This is a genomic window from Pseudomonas sp. CCNWLW23 (genome assembly GCF_037095675.1).
GTDB classification, from domain to species: Bacteria; Pseudomonadota; Gammaproteobacteria; order Pseudomonadales; family Pseudomonadaceae; genus Aquipseudomonas; species Aquipseudomonas atacamensis.
In genome coordinates, this window is the sequence record NZ_JBAWKM010000015.1 from 40,122 (window position 1) to 57,727 (window position 17,606).

15 protein-coding genes are annotated in these 17,606 nt (G+C 60.7%); all 15 read left to right on the forward strand.

The window, feature by feature from the left end; all coding sequences use genetic code 11:
* The first annotated feature begins 80 nt into the window (after window positions 1-80).
* A complete protein-coding gene (locus V8J63_RS18830; protein WP_016775271.1) occupies window positions 81-527 on the forward strand; it encodes an NUDIX hydrolase in 447 nt (148 codons plus the stop codon).
* A 59-nt stretch (window positions 528-586) separates the two neighbouring features.
* A complete protein-coding gene (gene mnmA, locus V8J63_RS18835; protein ID WP_003223826.1) occupies window positions 587-1,711 on the forward strand; it encodes a tRNA 2-thiouridine(34) synthase MnmA in 1,125 nt (374 codons plus the stop codon).
* Window positions 1,708-2,331, forward strand: a complete 624-nt coding sequence (gene hflD / locus V8J63_RS18840) for a high frequency lysogenization protein HflD (RefSeq protein ID WP_039763308.1) — start codon at window positions 1,708-1,710, stop codon at window positions 2,329-2,331. The genes mnmA and hflD overlap by 4 nt, the downstream gene beginning before the upstream one ends.
* A gap of 126 nt (window positions 2,332-2,457) precedes the next feature.
* Window positions 2,458-3,828, forward strand: a complete 1,371-nt coding sequence (gene purB, locus V8J63_RS18845; protein ID WP_003223822.1) for an adenylosuccinate lyase — start codon at window positions 2,458-2,460, stop codon at window positions 3,826-3,828.
* 86 nt (window positions 3,829-3,914) lie between these two features.
* Window positions 3,915-5,084, forward strand: a complete 1,170-nt coding sequence (locus V8J63_RS18850) for a ribosomal protein uL16 3-hydroxylase (protein ID WP_016775274.1) — start codon at window positions 3,915-3,917, stop codon at window positions 5,082-5,084.
* Window positions 5,077-5,502 carry a GNAT family N-acetyltransferase gene (locus V8J63_RS18855; RefSeq protein ID WP_016775275.1) on the forward strand — a complete coding sequence of 142 codons (426 nt, stop codon included), beginning with the start codon at window positions 5,077-5,079 and terminating at the stop codon, window positions 5,500-5,502. The genes V8J63_RS18850 and V8J63_RS18855 overlap by 8 nt, the downstream gene beginning before the upstream one ends.
* A gap of 233 nt (window positions 5,503-5,735) precedes the next feature.
* Entirely contained in the window at window positions 5,736-6,497 is a 762-nt protein-coding gene (locus tag V8J63_RS18860; protein WP_073471299.1) for a secretin N-terminal domain-containing protein, read from the forward strand.
* 475 nt (window positions 6,498-6,972) lie between these two features.
* A complete protein-coding gene (aceA, locus tag V8J63_RS18865; RefSeq protein WP_016775277.1) occupies window positions 6,973-8,298 on the forward strand; it encodes an isocitrate lyase in 1,326 nt (441 codons plus the stop codon).
* Between the two features lie 647 nt (window positions 8,299-8,945).
* Complete coding sequence (locus V8J63_RS18870; RefSeq protein ID WP_003223812.1) at window positions 8,946-9,359, forward strand: NADH-quinone oxidoreductase subunit A; 414 nt, start codon at window positions 8,946-8,948, stop codon at window positions 9,357-9,359.
* Window positions 9,360-9,369: 10 nt separating this feature from the next.
* The gene (locus tag V8J63_RS18875; protein ID WP_016775278.1) at window positions 9,370-10,044 is read left to right on the forward strand and encodes a NuoB/complex I 20 kDa subunit family protein; all 675 of its coding nucleotides are present in this window, start codon (window positions 9,370-9,372) and stop codon (window positions 10,042-10,044) included.
* Window positions 10,045-10,113: 69 nt separating this feature from the next.
* Window positions 10,114-11,898, forward strand: a complete 1,785-nt coding sequence (nuoC, locus tag V8J63_RS18880; protein WP_042609213.1) for an NADH-quinone oxidoreductase subunit C/D — start codon at window positions 10,114-10,116, stop codon at window positions 11,896-11,898.
* 2 nt (window positions 11,899-11,900) lie between these two features.
* The gene (gene nuoE, locus V8J63_RS18885) at window positions 11,901-12,398 is read left to right on the forward strand and encodes an NADH-quinone oxidoreductase subunit NuoE (RefSeq protein WP_003223804.1); all 498 of its coding nucleotides are present in this window, start codon (window positions 11,901-11,903) and stop codon (window positions 12,396-12,398) included.
* Window positions 12,395-13,750: an NADH-quinone oxidoreductase subunit NuoF gene (nuoF, locus tag V8J63_RS18890; protein WP_024013417.1), complete on the forward strand. Its 1,356-nt coding sequence runs from the start codon at window positions 12,395-12,397 to the stop codon at window positions 13,748-13,750. Before nuoE ends, nuoF begins: the two co-directional genes overlap by 4 nt.
* Window positions 13,751-13,886: 136 nt before the next feature.
* The gene (gene nuoG / locus V8J63_RS18895) at window positions 13,887-16,601 is read left to right on the forward strand and encodes an NADH-quinone oxidoreductase subunit NuoG (RefSeq protein ID WP_336464481.1); all 2,715 of its coding nucleotides are present in this window, start codon (window positions 13,887-13,889) and stop codon (window positions 16,599-16,601) included.
* Window positions 16,598-17,605 carry an NADH-quinone oxidoreductase subunit NuoH gene (gene nuoH / locus V8J63_RS18900; RefSeq protein ID WP_016775282.1) on the forward strand — a complete coding sequence of 336 codons (1,008 nt, stop codon included), beginning with the start codon at window positions 16,598-16,600 and terminating at the stop codon, window positions 17,603-17,605. The genes nuoG and nuoH overlap by 4 nt, the downstream gene beginning before the upstream one ends.
* Window position 17,606: the final 1 nt, after the last annotated feature.

The following is a 17,606-nucleotide window of genomic DNA, read 5'->3' on the forward strand; positions in this document are numbered from 1 at the left end:
AGCACCTTCGTTGACTGACCCACCGCTTTCGCGAGCAGGCTCGCTCCCACAGTTGACCGCGCTACCGTCGAGGAAATCTTATGGAATGGCTCCCCCACATCACCGTCGCCACCATCGTCGAGGACAACGGCCGCTTCCTGATGGTCGAAGAGCACAAGGGCGGGCGCAATGTGCTCAACCAGCCCGCCGGTCATCTCGACCCGGATGAAACCCTGATCGACGCGGCCATTCGCGAAACCCTCGAAGAGACCGGTTGGGACGTCGAACCCACCGGCGTGATCGGCATTTATCTGTACACCGCACCGAGCAACGGCGTGACTTACCAGCGCATATGCTTCAGCGCCAAAGCCGTGCAGCATCATCCGGATTACCAGCTCGACGACGGCATTGTCGGCGCCAAGTGGCTGACCCGCGACGAATTAATCGCCCAGCGTGACAACTGGCGCAGCGAGCTGATCATCCGCTGCATCGACGATTATCTGGCCGGTCATCACTTCAGCCTCGAACTGATCCGCCCTTCTCTTTAGCCTTGCGGCCGTGAGCCTGATAGAATCGCGCCCTTTTCCAAGACACTCATTGAATCCCTATGCGTGATCCAGCCCCTTCTGACACATCCAAGAAGCGCGTCATTGTCGGCATGTCCGGCGGCGTGGACTCTTCCGTTTCTGCCCTTCTGCTGATCGAGCAGGGTTATGAAGTGGAAGGCCTGTTCATGAAGAACTGGGAAGAAGACGACGGAACGGAATACTGCACCGCCATGGACGACCTGGCGGATGCTCAGGCTGTCTGCGACAAGATCGGCATCAAGCTGCACACCGCCAACTTTGCCGCCGAGTACTGGGACAACGTGTTCGAGCACTTCCTCGCCGAATACAAGGCCGGGCGCACGCCGAACCCGGACATCCTGTGCAACCGCGAGATCAAGTTCAAAGCGTTTCTCGACTACGCGATGATGCTCGGCGCCGACCTGATCGCCACTGGTCACTACGTGCGCCGCCGCGACATCGACGGCCGCACCGAACTGCTCAAGGGCCTCGATCCGAACAAGGATCAGAGCTACTTCCTGCACGCCGTTGGTGGCGAACAGATCGCCAAGACCCTGTTCCCGGTCGGCGAACTGGAAAAGCCTGAAGTCCGCGCGATTGCCGAGAAATACGAACTGGCCACCGCCAAGAAGAAGGATTCCACCGGGATCTGCTTCATCGGCGAGCGCCGTTTCAGCGATTTCCTCAAGCAGTACCTGCCGGCACAACCGGGCGAGATCAAGACCACCGAAGGCGAAGTCATCGGCCGTCACCACGGCTTGATGTACCACACCATCGGCCAGCGTCAGGGCCTCGGCATCGGCGGCTTGAAGGATGCCGGCGATGAGCCGTGGTATGTGCTGCGCAAGGATCTCGACACCAACGAACTGATCGTCGGCCAGGGCAACAACCATCCGTGGCTGTTCTCCAGCGCCCTGCTTGCTTCGGAAATCTACTGGGTCAATCCGATCGATCTGAGCCAGCCGCTGCGCCTGACGGCGAAAGTGCGCTATCGCCAGAGCGATCAGGCCTGCACCCTGGAAAAAACCGCCAGCGGCTACCGCGCCGTGTTTGACGAACCGCAACGCGCGGTGACGCCGGGCCAGTCGGTCGTTTTCTATGACGGTGAAATCTGCCTCGGCGGCGGCGTGATCGAAGTGGCCGAGCCGTGGAGCGGCCAGGCATGAGCCCGACTCAGGAACAACTGACAGCGCTGGGCGGTGTGTTTCTCGCCGCCGTGCTGGTCGATCGCATCGCCAAGACTGGCCAGACCAACGAGGCCGGCCTGAGTTGCATGCTCGGCAGCCTACTGGTCCGCGACCCAAAAGATACGCTGGATGTATACGGCGGCGACGACATCAATCTGCGCGAGGGTTACCGCGCATTGATCGGCGCGCTGGAGCGCGATCCGAGCACCTTGCAGCGCGAGCCGTTGCGCTACGCGCTGTCGATGCTCGGTCTGGAGCGGCAACTGGCCAAGCGTGACGACATGCTTGAGACGATTGCCAAACGCCTGCCGCAGATTCAGTCGCAGGTGGAGCATTTTGGCCCTGCGCACGAAAACGTCGTCGCCGCTTGCGGTGCGTTGTATCAGGACACGTTAAGCACCCTGCGCCAGCGCATTCAGGTGCACGGCGACATGCGCAACCTGCAGCAGCCGAGCAATGCCTCGAAGATCCGCGCCCTGCTCCTCGCGGGTATCCGCTCGGCGCGCCTGTGGCGTCAGCTCGGTGGCCATCGCTGGCAGTTGGTGATCAGCCGTCGCAAGCTGCTTAAAGAGCTTTATCCGTTGATGCGCAGCGAGTAAACGCCGCGTCACGAAGGCTTTGTAGTCTGTAACGCGTAATACGCCGGTCAGTTGGCGACGGACCGGCGGATTTTTTCATGTATGATACGCGCCCCATTTCGTTGCCCGACTGTCCGAGAACACCCCATGCAGCTCTCTTCGCTCACTGCGGTTTCCCCTGTTGACGGCCGCTACGCCGGCAAAACCCAGGCCCTGCGCCCGATTTTCAGCGAGTACGGCCTGATCCGTGCACGCGTACTGGTTGAAGTGCGCTGGCTCCAGCGCCTGGCCGCCCACGCTGGCATCCCTGAAGTGCCAGCCTTCTCCGCCGAGGCCAACGCCGTTCTCAACGAACTGGCTGAAAACTTCTCGCTGGAGCACGCCGAGCGCGTCAAAGAGATCGAGCGCACCACCAACCACGACGTCAAAGCCATCGAATACCTGCTCAAAGAGCAGGCGGCCAAGCTGCCGGAGCTGGCCAAGGTCAGCGAATTCATCCACTTTGCCTGCACCAGCGAAGACATCAACAACCTGTCCCACGCCCTGATGCTGCGCGAAGGCCGTGACGACGTGATGCTGCCGCTGATGCGCCAGACCGCCAACGCCATCCGCGAACTGGCCATCCGTTTCGCCGACGTGCCGATGCTGTCGCGCACCCACGGTCAGCCGGCTTCGCCGACCACTCTGGGTAAAGAGCTGGCCAACGTGGTTTACCGTCTCGAGCGTCAGATCGCTCAGGTCGCTGCCGTGCCGCTGCTGGGCAAGATCAACGGCGCCGTCGGCAACTACAACGCGCACCTGTCGGCCTACCCGCAGATCGATTGGGAAGCCAATGCCCGCGCCTTCATCGAAGACGAACTGGGCCTGGGCTTCAACCCGTACACCACGCAGATCGAACCGCACGACTACATCGCCGAGCTGTTCGACGCCATTGCGCGCTTCAACACCATCCTGATCGACTTCGACCGCGACATCTGGGGCTACATTTCCCTAGGTTATTTCAAGCAGCGCACCATCGCTGGCGAAATCGGTTCGTCGACCATGCCGCACAAGGTCAACCCGATCGACTTCGAAAACTCCGAAGGCAACCTGGGTATCGCCAACGCACTGTTCCAGCACCTGGCGAGCAAGCTGCCGATTTCCCGCTGGCAGCGCGACCTGACCGACTCCACCGTCCTGCGCAACCTCGGTGTCGGCTTCGCTCACAGCGTGATCGCTTACGAAGCCAGCCTCAAAGGCATCAGCAAACTTGAGCTCAACGAGCAGAAAATTGCCGCCGACCTCGATGCTTGCTGGGAAGTATTGGCTGAGCCGATCCAGACCGTGATGCGTCGCTACAACATCGAAAACCCGTACGAAAAGCTGAAAGAACTGACCCGTGGCAAGGGCATCAGCCCTGAAGCGTTGCAGACTTTCATCGATGGCCTGGACATGCCAGCCGAAGCCAAAGCCGAGCTCAAGCAACTGACCCCGGCCAACTACATCGGCAACGCAGTGGCACAAGCCAAACGCATCTGATCGTCCGTTTGCCCCGCTTGAGACGCCCGGCCGCGCCGGGCGTTTTTATTCCCGTCTGAAAAGTGCTTTTTTTCAATAGGTTACATATGAATTCCGATATTCCTCTTCAACTTCTGGGCGGCCTCACAGCACGCGAATTCCTGCGTGACTACTGGCAGAAAAAACCGCTGCTGATCCGTCAGGCGATTCCTGACTTCGAAAGCCCGATCGACGCCGACGAACTGGCCGGCCTGGCCTTGGAAGAAGAAGTCGAATCGCGCTTGGTCATCGAGCACGGCGAGCGCCCATGGGAATTGCGTCGCGGCCCGTTCGCCGAAGACGAGTTCAGCAAATTGCCAGAGAAAGAGTGGACGCTGCTGGTGCAGGCGGTTGACCAGTTCGTGCCGGAAGTCAGCGAACTGCTGGAAAACTTCCGCTTCCTGCCGAGCTGGCGTGTCGACGACGTGATGATCAGCTTCGCCGCCCCGGGTGGCAGCGTCGGCCCGCATTTCGACAATTACGATGTTTTCCTGCTGCAGGGCCACGGCAAGCGCAACTGGAAAATCGGCCAGATGTGCGATTCCGAGAGCCCGCTGCTGCAACACGCCGACCTGCGCATCCTCGCTGAATTCCACGAAACCGAAGAATGGGTGCTGGAACCGGGCGACATGCTCTACCTGCCGCCGCGCCTGGCCCATTGCGGTGTCGCGGTCGACAACTGCATGACCTACTCGGTCGGCTTCCGCGCGCCAAGCGCCGCTGAAGTGCTGACCCACTTCACCGACTTCCTCAGCCAGTTCCTGACCGACGAAGAGCGCTACACCGATGCCGACGCCAAGCCGGCGGTCGATCCGCACCAGATTCAACACGATGCGCTGGATCGCCTGAAAAGCCTGCTCGCCGAGCACATGAGCGACGAGCGTCTGCTGCTGACCTGGTTCGGCCAGTACATGACCGAGCCGCGCTACCCGGAACTGGTAGTCGGCCCGGAAGACGTCGAAGAAGAAGACTTCCTCGCCGCCCTGCAGGATGGCGCCGTGCTGATCCGCAACCCGAGCGCGCGCCTGGCCTGGTCGGAAGTCGACGACGATCTGCTGCTGTTCGCCAGTGGCCAGAGCCGCTACCTGCCGGGCAAGCTGCGCGAACTGCTGAAGCTGATCTGCGCGGCTGACGCCTTGCACGCCGACAACCTCGGCGAGTGGCTGAGCGACGAAGACGGCCGCAGCCTGCTCTGCGAACTGGTCAAGCAAGGAAGCCTGGGGTTCGCCGATGAATAAAATTCGCGTTCGTGTCGCAGACTGGCAGAAGGATATCGCCGAGATCCGGCGCATTCGTGAAACGGTGTTCATCGCCGAACAATCGGTGCCACCCGAGCTTGAGTGGGACGCCGATGACGCGACCGCCGTGCATTTTCTGGCGTTCGAAGGCGACTTCCCGATCGGCACGGCGCGGCTGTTGCCCGACGGCCACATCGGCCGCGTTTCAGTACTCAAAGACTGGCGCGGAATGAAGGTCGGTGATGCGCTGATGCAAGCGGTCATCGCCGAAGCTGAAGCGCGCGGTTTGAAGCAGCAGAAGCTCAGCGCTCAGGTGCAAGCCACGGCGTTCTACGAGCGCCTGGGTTTCAGCCTGGTCAGCGAAGAGTTTCTTGAGGCCGGGATTCCGCATGTCGACATGGTTCGGCATTCGGCCTGAGCCCCGCCCTGATCGTTCCCACGCTCTGCGTGGGAATGCCTCTCGGGACGCTCCGCGTCCCTTGCGGCATGTGACGCAGAGCGTCACTGGCTGCATTCCCACGCAGAGCGTGGGAACGATCACGCCCCGCCATCCACCGATGCCGGGGCGTTTTGCTGTCTACGATTCAACTTGCCCCACCCCGGGCCGACAAACTGGCAATATCAAGCCTTTCGAACGCGGAGATAACGGACATGTCCCTACGCACCCTGCTCACCACCCTACTGCTCGGCTGCAGTTTTTCGGTGCTGGCAGCCACAGAAATCGTTCCCCTCAAATACCACACCAGCGCTGACATGCTGCCAGTGGCGCAGGACTTCATCGGCCAGGACGGTCAGGTCAGCGCTTACGGCAATCAGCTGATCGTCAAGGCCGAGCCGGGCAAGATTCAGGAGTTGAAGGATCTGCTGGCGCAACTCGATACCGCACCGAAGCGCTTGCTGATCACCGTCGACACCAACGAAAACAACGGCCGTGGCGACGAAGGTTATGCGGTCAATGGCGCCCAGCCGAGCCAGACCCGGATCATCAGCCGCAGCACCACCAGCCGCAACGGCGGCGTTCAGCAAGTGCAGACCAGCGAAGGCACTCCGGCGCTGATTCAGGTTGGCCAGAGCGTGCCGATCACCAACACCCAGAGCGATTCCTACGGCGGTTACAGCAGCGAGACTCAATACCGCAACGTCACCCAGGGTTTCTATGTCACCGCCAGCGTCACCGGCGAAACCGTTCATCTGGCGATCAGTACCAACCGTGACCGCATGAGCCAGGAACGTCCCGATGTAGTGAACGTGCAAAGCACCGACACAACCGTCACCGGGCGCCTCGGTGAATGGATCACTCTGGCGGGCGTCAACAGCCAGACTCAGGCCGATAAACAGGGCCTGACCCGCAGCTACTCGACTCAAGGCCGGGATGACATGACCTTGCGGGTGAAAGTCGACACGCTGGACTAAAGCACCGAAAACTGACTGATTAGTCGTATTAGACGAAAGATGTAGTGCTTGAAAAAAAGCACTACAAAACGTTTGACGCGAAAAAAAAGCGAAGGCATGATGGCCTCGCTCCCGCTAATCAGAGGCCCTGGCAAGGGCCTTCGAAGCGCCGCTCGCACCTACCCCGCGAGCCGTTTCGTGTCTGTACCGCCCACAAGGTGTGTTTGACGAGGTTGCCGACTGGAACGAAGTTGTCCCGAGGGACGGAAGCGTATTTAGGTAACCCGGCTTCACGCTGTTGTCCGTATAAAGGCCCACGACGCCCGCATGCGCCCCGCAGTCCGCCACTACCTGCTCACTTCCCCTCGAGCCCATCGTTCATCCCGTCGCCTACCCCGCCGAATCCGACTTGACCACCTAAGCTTCTGGTCAGCGAGCGCAGGAATTTTCCACCGCAGAACAACTTTTCATAAAAGACGCGACGAGGTTTATCTCCATGGCACTGACACGCGAACAGCAAATTGCAGCCCTCGAAAAAGACTGGGCCGAGAACCCGCGCTGGAAAGGCGTGACTCGCACTTACTCCGCTGCCGACGTGGTCCGCCTGCGTGGCTCGGTTCAGCCAGAGCACACCTTCGCGAAGATGGGCGCCGAGAAGCTGTGGAACCTGGTCACCCAGGGTGCCAAGCCGTCCTTCCGTCCAGAGAAAGATTTCGTCAACTGCATGGGCGCCCTGACCGGCGGCCAGGCTGTTCAGCAGGTCAAGGCCGGTATCCAGGCGATCTACCTGTCCGGCTGGCAGGTGGCTGCGGACAACAACTCCGCAGAATCGATGTACCCGGACCAGTCGCTGTACCCGGTGGACTCGGTGCCAACCGTGGTCAAGCGCATCAACAACTCGTTCCGTCGCGCTGACCAGATCCAGTGGAAAGCCGGCAAAAACCCGGGCGACGACGGCTACATCGACTACTTCGCGCCAATCGTGGCCGACGCTGAAGCCGGTTTCGGCGGCGTACTCAACGCCTACGAGCTGATGAAGAGCATGATCGAAGCAGGCGCCGCTGGCGTTCACTTCGAAGACCAACTGGCTTCGGTGAAGAAATGCGGCCACATGGGCGGCAAGGTTCTGGTGCCAACCCAGGAAGCTGTACAGAAGCTGACCGCTGCCCGTCTGGCCGCTGACGTTGCCGGCACGCCGACCATCATCCTGGCCCGCACCGACGCCAACGCGGCCGACCTGCTGACTTCCGACTGCGACCCGTACGATCAGCCATTCGTGACCGGCGAGCGTACTCAGGAAGGTTTCTACAAGGTACGTGCCGGCCTGGATCAAGCGATCGCCCGTGGCCTGGCTTACGCACCGTACGCCGACCTGATCTGGTGCGAAACCGCCAAACCGGATCTGGAAGAAGCCCGTCGCTTCGCTGAAGCGATCAAGAAGGAATACCCGGACCAGCTGCTGTCGTACAACTGCTCGCCTTCCTTCAACTGGAAGAAGAACCTGGACGACGCGACCATCGCCAAGTTCCAGCGCGAACTGTCCGCCATGGGCTACAAGCACCAGTTCATCACCCTGGCCGGCATTCACAACATGTGGCACAGCATGTTCAACCTGGCGCACGACTACGCCCGCAACGACATGACTGCCTACGTGAAGCTGCAAGAGCAGGAATTCGCTGACGCCGCCAAGGGCTACACCTTCGTTGCGCACCAGCAGGAAGTGGGCACTGGCTACTTCGACGACATGACCACCGTGATCCAGGGCGGCTCGTCCTCGGTGACCGCGCTGACCGGTTCGACCGAAGAAGAACAGTTCCACTGATTCGGCCTCACCTGAGCAAACGGCCTTTGCGGATCGAATAAAAAGCTAACCGCAGAGCCGCAAGACTGACGCCCCGACTGGATCGGGGCGTTTTTTTTGCCTGTTGGAATCTCAAAGACACTACAAATCCCCTGTGGGAGCGAGCCTGCTCGCGAAGGCGATAAGTCAGCTTGCACATCTGGAGGCTGATCCTTCGCTTTCGCGAGCAGGCTCGCTCCCACAGGGTTACCGTCAGCCGCGAGACGAAACATTGATCTGAAGCGCTACAAGCGTCAGAAATTTCCGCTAAAACGGTAGGCTTCGCTACTTGCAGTAACGCGCAAGTAAGACAACTTCCCAGCCACTCACTCGTTAAACAGTTACAAAACCACGCCAAACGATATCAATTATCATTTAGCCGCAACTATGTTCGTTACAAACTCTACAAAACATAATTGATGGAAACCCGGCTAATGCCCGCAACGCATGGGCCGCAGCGCCTTCAGGAGGCGCTATGTCCTTAATCCGGTAAATAATTTCGCCTTTGGAATTTTACTTGCCGGGTGTTTAGCCATAAAATCAGCCCGATTGATTGCTGCGACATATCGTCACTGCCTTATTTCTTTATCAAGCTCAGAGACCTTTGCTCTCTGTTAAGGATTACCAGCATGCCCGAAGCGACAGGACTCATGGCCCACAACTGGGGCTTTGCCATTTTCCTTCTGGGTGTCGTCGGCCTGTGTGCCTTCATGCTTGGCGTCTCCAGCCTCCTCGGGTCAAAAGCCTGGGGTCGCAGCAAAAACGAACCGTTCGAGTCGGGCATGCTACCTACCGGTGGCGCCCGCTTGCGGCTCTCAGCCAAATTCTATCTGGTCGCGATGCTCTTCGTGATCTTCGATATCGAAGCCCTCTTTCTCTTTGCATGGTCTGTGTCCGTCCGCGAAAGCGGCTGGACCGGATTCGTCGAAGCTCTCGTTTTCATAGCAATTCTGTTGGCAGGTCTTGTCTACCTGTTCCGAGTGGGCGCCCTTGACTGGGCTCCGGAAGCTCGTCGCAAGCGGCAGGCGAAGCTGAAACAATGAGGCTTTGGCAATGCAATACAATCTCACCAGGATCGACCCCGATGCTCCTAACGAGCAGTATCCGATTGGCCAGCGGGAAACCGTTGCCGATCCGTTAGAAGATCAAGTCCACAAAAACATTTTCATGGGCAAGCTGGAAGACGTGCTGAGTGGCGCGGTCAACTGGGGACGTAAGAACTCCCTGTGGCCGTACAACTTCGGCCTGTCGTGCTGCTACGTGGAAATGACCACCGCCTTCACGGCGCCCCACGACATCGCGCGCTTTGGCGCCGAAGTGATCCGGGCCTCGCCGCGTCAGGCCGACTTCATGGTTATCGCCGGTACCTGCTTCATCAAGATGGCGCCGATCATCCAGCGTCTCTACGAGCAAATGCTCGAGCCGAAATGGGTTATCTCCATGGGTTCGTGCGCCAACTCCGGCGGCATGTACGACATCTACTCCGTGGTTCAAGGGGTGGACAAGTTCCTGCCCGTGGACGTCTACGTACCTGGCTGCCCGCCCCGTCCGGAAGCATTTCTGCAAGGCTTGATGCTGTTGCAGGAATCGATTGGACAGGAGCGTCGTCCGCTTTCCTGGGTCGTTGGTGATCAAGGCGTGTACCGCGCCGACATGCCATCGCAGAAGGAACAGCGCCGCGAACAGCGAATCGCAGTCACCAATCTGCGCAGCCCTGACGAAGTCTGATCCAGTTCTGTTCCAAGTAACGAGAAGCTGGCTTCATTCTTTACGTTGACCGAAAGCGAAAAAATAACCATGACTACAGGCAGTGCTCTGTACATCCCGCCTTACAAGGCAGACGACCAGGATGTGGTCGTCGAACTGAACAACCGTTTTGGCGCCGAAGCGTTCACCGCGCAGGCAACCCGCACCGGCATGCCGGTGCTGTGGGTGGCCCGTGCCAGACTGGTTGAAGTCCTGACTTTCCTGCGCAACCTGCCCAAGCCGTACGTCATGCTCTATGACCTGCACGGCGTGGACGAGCGTCTGCGCACCAAGCGTCAAGGGCTGCCGACCGGCGCCGATTTCACCGTGTTCTATCACCTCATGTCGCTGGAGCGTAATAGTGACGTGATGATCAAGGTGGCCTTGTCCGAAGGCGACCTCAGCATGCCTTCCGTCACCAGCATCTGGCCGAACGCCAACTGGTACGAGCGCGAAGTCTGGGACATGTTCGGCATCGACTTCAAAGGCCACCCGCACCTGTCGCGCATCATGATGCCGCCGACCTGGGAAGGTCACCCGCTGCGCAAGGACTTCCCGGCGCGCGCCACCGAATTCGACCCATACAGCCTCAACCTCGCCAAGCAGCAGCTGGAGGAAGAAGCCGCGCGTTTCCGTCCGGAAGACTGGGGCATGAAGCGTTCCGGTGCCAACGAGGACTACATGTTCCTCAACCTCGGCCCGAACCACCCTTCGGCGCACGGTGCATTCCGCATCATCCTGCAGCTGGACGGCGAAGAGATCGTCGATTGCGTCCCGGACATCGGTTACCACCACCGTGGCGCCGAGAAGATGGGCGAGCGTCAGTCCTGGCACAGCTACATTCCGTACACCGACCGCATCGACTACCTCGGCGGCGTGATGAACAACCTGCCGTACGTGCTCTCGGTCGAGAAGCTGGCCGGCATCAAGGTGCCGCAGAAAGTCGACGTCATCCGCATCATGATGGCCGAGTTCTTCCGGATCACCAGTCACCTGCTGTTCCTAGGTACCTACATCCAGGACGTCGGCGCCATGACCCCGGTGTTCTTCACCTTCACCGACCGCCAGAAGGCGTACACGGTGATCGAAGCCATCACCGGTTTCCGTCTGCACCCGGCCTGGTACCGCATCGGCGGCGTCGCCCACGACCTGCCGCGCGGCTGGGAAAAACTGGTCAAGGATTTCGTCGAGTGGATGCCCAAGCGTCTGGACGAATACACCAAGGCCGCCCTGCAGAACAGCATCCTCAAGGGGCGTACCGTCGGCGTCGCGGCCTACAACACCAAAGAAGCCCTGGAATGGGGCGTCACCGGTGCCGGCCTGCGCTCTACCGGTTGCGATTTCGACCTGCGTAAAGCGCGTCCGTATTCGGGCTACGAGAACTTCGAATTCGAAGTGCCGCTGGCCGTCAACGGCGATGCCTACGACCGCTGCATGGTTCGCGTCGAAGAGATGCGCCAGAGCATCAAGATCATCGATCAATGCATGCGCAACATGCCGGAAGGCCCGTACAAGGCGGATCACCCGCTGACCACGCCGCCGCCGAAAGAGCGCACGCTGCAGCACATCGAAACCCTGATCACGCACTTCCTGCAGGTTTCGTGGGGCCCGGTCATGCCGGCCAACGAATCCTTCCAGATGATCGAAGCGACCAAGGGCATCAACAGTTATTACCTGACGAGCGACGGCGGCACCATGAGCTACCGTACCCGGATCCGTACTCCGAGCTTCCCGCATCTGCAGCAGATCCCTTCGGTGATCAAAGGCAGCATGGTCGCGGACTTGATTGCGTACCTGGGTAGTATCGACTTCGTTATGGCCGACGTGGACCGCTAAGCATGAACAGCACGCTTATCCAGACAGACCGTTTCACCTTGAGTGAAACCGAGCGCTCGGCCATCGAGCACGAGCTGCATCACTACGAAGACCCGCGCGCGGCGTCGATCGAAGCCCTGAAGATCGTTCAGAAGGAACGTGGCTGGGTGCCGGACGGCGCCCTCTATGCGATCGGCGAAATCCTCGGCATCCCGGCCAGCGACGTTGAAGGCGTGGCGACGTTCTACAGCCAGATCTTCCGTCAACCGGTCGGCCGCCACATCATTCGCGTCTGCGACAGCATGGTCTGCTACATCGGCGGCCACGAGTCGGTGGTCAGCGAAATCCAGAACAATCTGGGCATCGGCCTGGGTCAGACCACCGCCGACGGTCGTTTCACCCTGCTGCCTGTCTGCTGCCTCGGCAACTGCGACAAGGCACCGGCGCTGATGATCGACGACGACACCTTTGGCGACGTGCAGCCTGCTGGCGTGGCCAAACTGCTCGAGGGCTACGTATGACCCTGACATCTTTTGGTCCAGCCAACCGCATCCAGCGTTCGGCCGAGACACACCCGCTGACCTGGCGTCTGCGTGATGACGGCGAAGCCGTGTGGCTCGACGAATACCAGGCCAAGAACGGTTACGCTGCTGCACGCAAAGCCTTCGCGGAGATGGATCAGGACGCGATCGTCCAGACCGTCAAAGACGCTGGCCTCAAGGGTCGCGGCGGTGCCGGCTTCCCCACTGGCGTGAAGTGGGGCCTGATGCCCAAGGACGAATCCATCAACATCCGCTACCTGCTGTGCAACGCGGATGAAATGGAGCCGAACACCTGGAAAGACCGCATGCTGATGGAGCAACTGCCCCATCTGCTCATCGAAGGCATGTTGATCAGTGCCCGCGCGCTGAAAACCTACCGTGGCTACATCTTCCTGCGCGGCGAATACACCACCGCCGCCAAGCACCTCAACCGTGCCGTGGAAGAAGCCAAGGCGGCCGGCCTGCTGGGCAAGAACATTCTCGGTTCGGGTTTCGATTTCGAGCTGTTCGTCCACACCGGCGCCGGACGTTACATCTGCGGTGAAGAAACCGCACTGATCAACTCCCTCGAAGGCCGCCGCGCCAACCCGCGCTCCAAGCCGCCCTTCCCCGCCGCCGTCGGCGTGTGGGGCAAGCCGACCTGCGTGAACAACGTCGAAACCCTGTGCAACGTGCCGGCGATCATTGCCGACGGCGTTGACTGGTACAAATCGTTGGCCCGCGAAGGTTCCGAAGACATGGGCACCAAGCTCATGGGCTTCTCCGGCAAGGTCAAGAACCCGGGCCTGTGGGAACTGCCCTTCGGCGTCACCGGTCGTGAACTGTTCGAAGACTACGCCGGCGGCATGCGCGACGGCTTCAAGCTCAAGGCCTGGCAGCCAGGCGGTGCCGGTACCGGTTTCCTCCTGCCCGAGCACCTCGACGCACAAATGTACGCCGGCGGCATCGCCAAAGTGGGCACCCGTATGGGTACCGGTCTGGCGATGGCGGTGGATGACAGCGTCAACATGGTCTCGCTGCTGCGCAACATGGAGCAGTTCTTCGCTCGCGAATCCTGCGGTTTCTGCACCCCGTGCCGCGATGGTCTGCCATGGAGCGTCAAGCTCCTGATGGCCATCGAACAGGGCAAGGGCCAGCCGGGCGACATCGAGACCCTGCTGGGTCTGGTCGGTTTCCTCGGCCCGGGCAAGACCTTCTGTGCTCACGCACCGGGTGCCGTGGAGCCATTGGGCAGCGCCATCAAATACTTCCGTCCAGAGTTCGAAGCCGGTATCGCGCCAGTCAGCGCCGCCGTCCCGCCTCTGGCAAGGCCGATCGTAGTCGGCGCGTAAACGCTTAAAAAGGCGAAGGGTTCGTGCCCTTCGCCTTTCGTCCGATGACGCCCTTCGGGGCTGTTTGGATTCGGACGCATAACAAGATTCCATTAGCCACGCCCGCTGACACCGGGCCAACGAAGACCTTTGAACCATGGCCACTATCCACGTAGACGGCAAAGCGCTCGAAGTCGACGGGGCAGACAACCTGTTACAGGCATGTCTGTCGCTGGGCCTCGACATTCCATATTTCTGCTGGCACCCCGCGCTTGGTAGCGTCGGGGCCTGCCGCCAGTGCGCGGTCAAGCAGTACACCGACGAGAACGACACCCGTGGTCGTATCGTCATGTCCTGCATGACCCCCGCCACCGACAACACCTGGATCTCCATCGACGATGAAGAATCCAAGGCGTTCCGCGCCAGTGTTGTCGAATGGCTGATGACCAACCACCCGCACGACTGCCCGGTGTGCGAGGAAGGCGGTCACTGCCACCTGCAAGACATGACAGTGATGACCGGCCACAACGAGCGCCGTTATCGCTTCAGCAAACGCACCCACCAGAACCAGCAACTCGGCCCGTTCATTTCCCACGAAATGAACCGCTGCATCGCTTGCTACCGCTGCGTGCGTTTCTACAAGGACTACGCCGGCGGCACCGACCTCGGTGTGTTTGGCGCCCACGACAACGTGTACTTCGGTCGTGTTGAAGACGGCACCCTCGAAAGCGAGTTCTCCGGCAACCTCACCGAGGTCTGCCCGACCGGTGTGTTCACCGACAAGACTCACTCCGAGCGCTACAACCGCAAGTGGGACATGCAGTTCGCACCAAGCATCTGCCACGGCTGCTCGAGCGGTTGCAACATCTCCCCGGGCGAGCGTTACGGTGAACTGCGTCGCATCGAAAACCGTTTCAACGGTTCGGTGAACCAGTACTTCCTCTGCGACCGTGGCCGTTTCGGTTATGGCTACGTCAACCGCACCGACCGCCCACGTCAGCCGCTGCTGGCCGATGGCACCAAGCTCGGCCTCGACGCTGCGCTGGACAAAGCCGCTGACCTGCTGCGCGGACGCAACATCGTCGGCATCGGTTCGCCGCGTGCCAGCCTCGAAAGCAACTACGCGTTGCGCGAACTGGTTGGTGCCGAGCACTTCTATTCGGGTATCGAAGCCTCCGAGCTGGAGCGCATCCGTCTGGTCCTGCAGGTGCTGAACGACAGCCCGCTGCCAGTGCCGAACATGCGCGACATCGAAGACCACGACGCGATTTTCGTCCTCGGCGAAGACCTGACCCAGACCGCCGCGCGTATGGCGCTGGCTCTGCGTCAGTCGGTCAAGGGCAAGGCTGAAGACATGGCCGAAGCCATGCGCGTCCAGCCTTGGCTCGACGCGGCGGTGAAGAACATCGGCCAGCACGCGCTGAACCCGCTGTTCATCGCCAGCCTCGCCGAAACCAAGCTCGACGACGTCGCTGAAGAATGCGTACACGCAGCTCCCGACGATCTGGCGCGCATCGGTTTCGCCGTTGCGCATGCTCTGGATGCCAGTGCCCCGGCCGTTGAAGGTCTGGACACCGAAGCCCTGGAACTGGCGCAGCGCATCGCCGATGCCCTGCTCGCCGCCAAGCGTCCGCTGATCATCGCCGGTACTTCGCTGGGCTCCAAAGCCTTGATCGAAGCTGCCGCGAACATCGCCAAGGCCCTGAAGCTGCGCGAGAAGAACGGTTCGATCAGCCTGATCGTGCCGGAAGCCAACAGCCTCGGTCTGGCCATGCTCGGTGGCGAATCGGTCGACGCCGCGCTGCAAGCGGTCATCGATGGCAAGGCCGACGCGATCGTCGTGCTGGAAAACGATCTGTACACCCGCACTGCCAACGCCAAGGTCGATGCTGCGCTGAACGCCGCCAAAGTAGTGATCGTCGCTGACCATCAGAAAACCGCCACCACTGATCGCGCGCACCTGGTTCTGCCAGCGGCGAGCTTCGCCGAGGGCGACGGCACGCTGGTCAGCCAGGAAGGCCGCGCTCAGCGCTTCTTCCAGGTTTTCGATCCGCAATACATGGACGCGAGCATTCTGGTGCACGAAGGCTGGCGCTGGCTGCACGCCCTGCGCGCGACCCTGCTGAACCAGCCGATCGACTGGACGCAACTCGACCACGTCACCGCTGCCGTTGCTTCGAGCACCGCGCAACTGGCGCGCATCGTCGATGCAGCACCGTCGGCGGCGTTCCGCATCAAGGGTCTGAAACTGGCCCGTGAGCCGCTGCGTTATTCCGGTCGCACCGCCATGCGCGCCGACATCAGCGTTCACGAACCGCGCACCCCGCAAGACCAGGACACCGCGTTCGCCTTCTCCATGGAAGGTTACTCGGGCTCCGCCGAACCGCGTCAGCAGGTGCCATTCGCATGGTCGCCGGGCTGGAACTCGCCACAAGCGTGGAACAAGTTCCAGGACGAAGTCGGTGGTCATCTGCGTGCTGGCGACCCTGGCACACGCCTGATCGAAAGCACCGGTGATTCGCTGAGCTGGTTCGCTGCTGCTCCGCGCGCATTCAATCCGGCGCCGGGTACCTGGCAAGCCGTGCCGTTCTTCCACCTGTTCGGCAGCGAAGAAAACTCTTCGAAAGCCGCCCCGGTACAGGAACGCATTCCGGCACCTTACGTTGCGCTGGCGAAATCCGAAGCGGATCGCCTCGGCGTCAACGACGGTGCCCTGCTGAGCCTGAACGTGGCCGGCCAGACATTGCGTCTGCCGCTGCGCATCAATGAAGAACTGGGCGCCGGTCTGGTGGCATTGCCTGCGGGCATCGCCGGCATTCCACCGGCATTCGCCGGCGTGTCCGTCGACGGTCTGCAGGAGGCAGCGCAATGACCTGGTTCACCCCTGAAGTGATCGATGTGATCCTGACGGTCATCAAAGCCATCGTGATCCTGCTGGCCGTAGTGGTTGCAGGCGCCTTGCTCAGCTTTGTCGAACGTCGCCTGCTGGGCTGGTGGCAGGACCGTTACGGTCCGAACCGCGTTGGCCCGTTCGGCATGTTCCAGATCGCCGCCGACATGCTGAAGATGTTCTTCAAGGAAGACTGGACCCCGCCGTTCGCCGACAAGGTGATCTTCACCCTGGCGCCGGTGGTGGCCATGTCCGCCCTGCTGATCGCCTTCGCGATCATCCCGATCACCCCGACCTGGGGCGTGGCGGATCTGAACATCGGCCTGCTGTTCTTCTTCGCCATGGCCGGTCTGTCGGTCTACGCGGTGCTGTTCGCCGGCTGGTCGAGCAACAACAAGTTCGCCCTGCTCGGCAGCTTGCGTGCCTCGGCGCAGACCGTGTCCTACGAAGTGTTCATGGGCCTGGCCCTGATGGGCATCGTGGTCCAGGTCGGTTCGTTCAACATGCGCGACATCGTCGAGTACCAGGCGCAGAACCTGTGGTTCATCATTCCGCAGTTCTTCGGCTTCTGTACCTTCTTCATCGCTGGCGTCGCCGTGACTCACCGTCACCCGTTCGACCAGCCGGAAGCGGAACAGGAGCTGGCCGACGGTTACCACATTGAATACGCCGGTATGAAATGGGGCATGTTCTTCGTCGGTGAATACATCGGCATCATCCTGATCTCGGCGCTGCTGGTCACCCTGTTCTTCGGTGGCTGGCACGGTCCGTTCGGCATCCTGCCGCAACTGTCCTTCGTCTGGTTCGCACTGAAGACCGCGTTCTTCATCATGCTGTTCATCCTGCTGCGCGCTTCCATCCCGCGTCCGCGTTATGACCAGGTGATGGATTTCAGCTGGAAATTCTGCCTGCCACTGACCCTGATCAATTTGCTGGTGACCGCTGCGGTTGTGTTGATGAACACGCCTGCGGTTGCGGTTCAGTGAG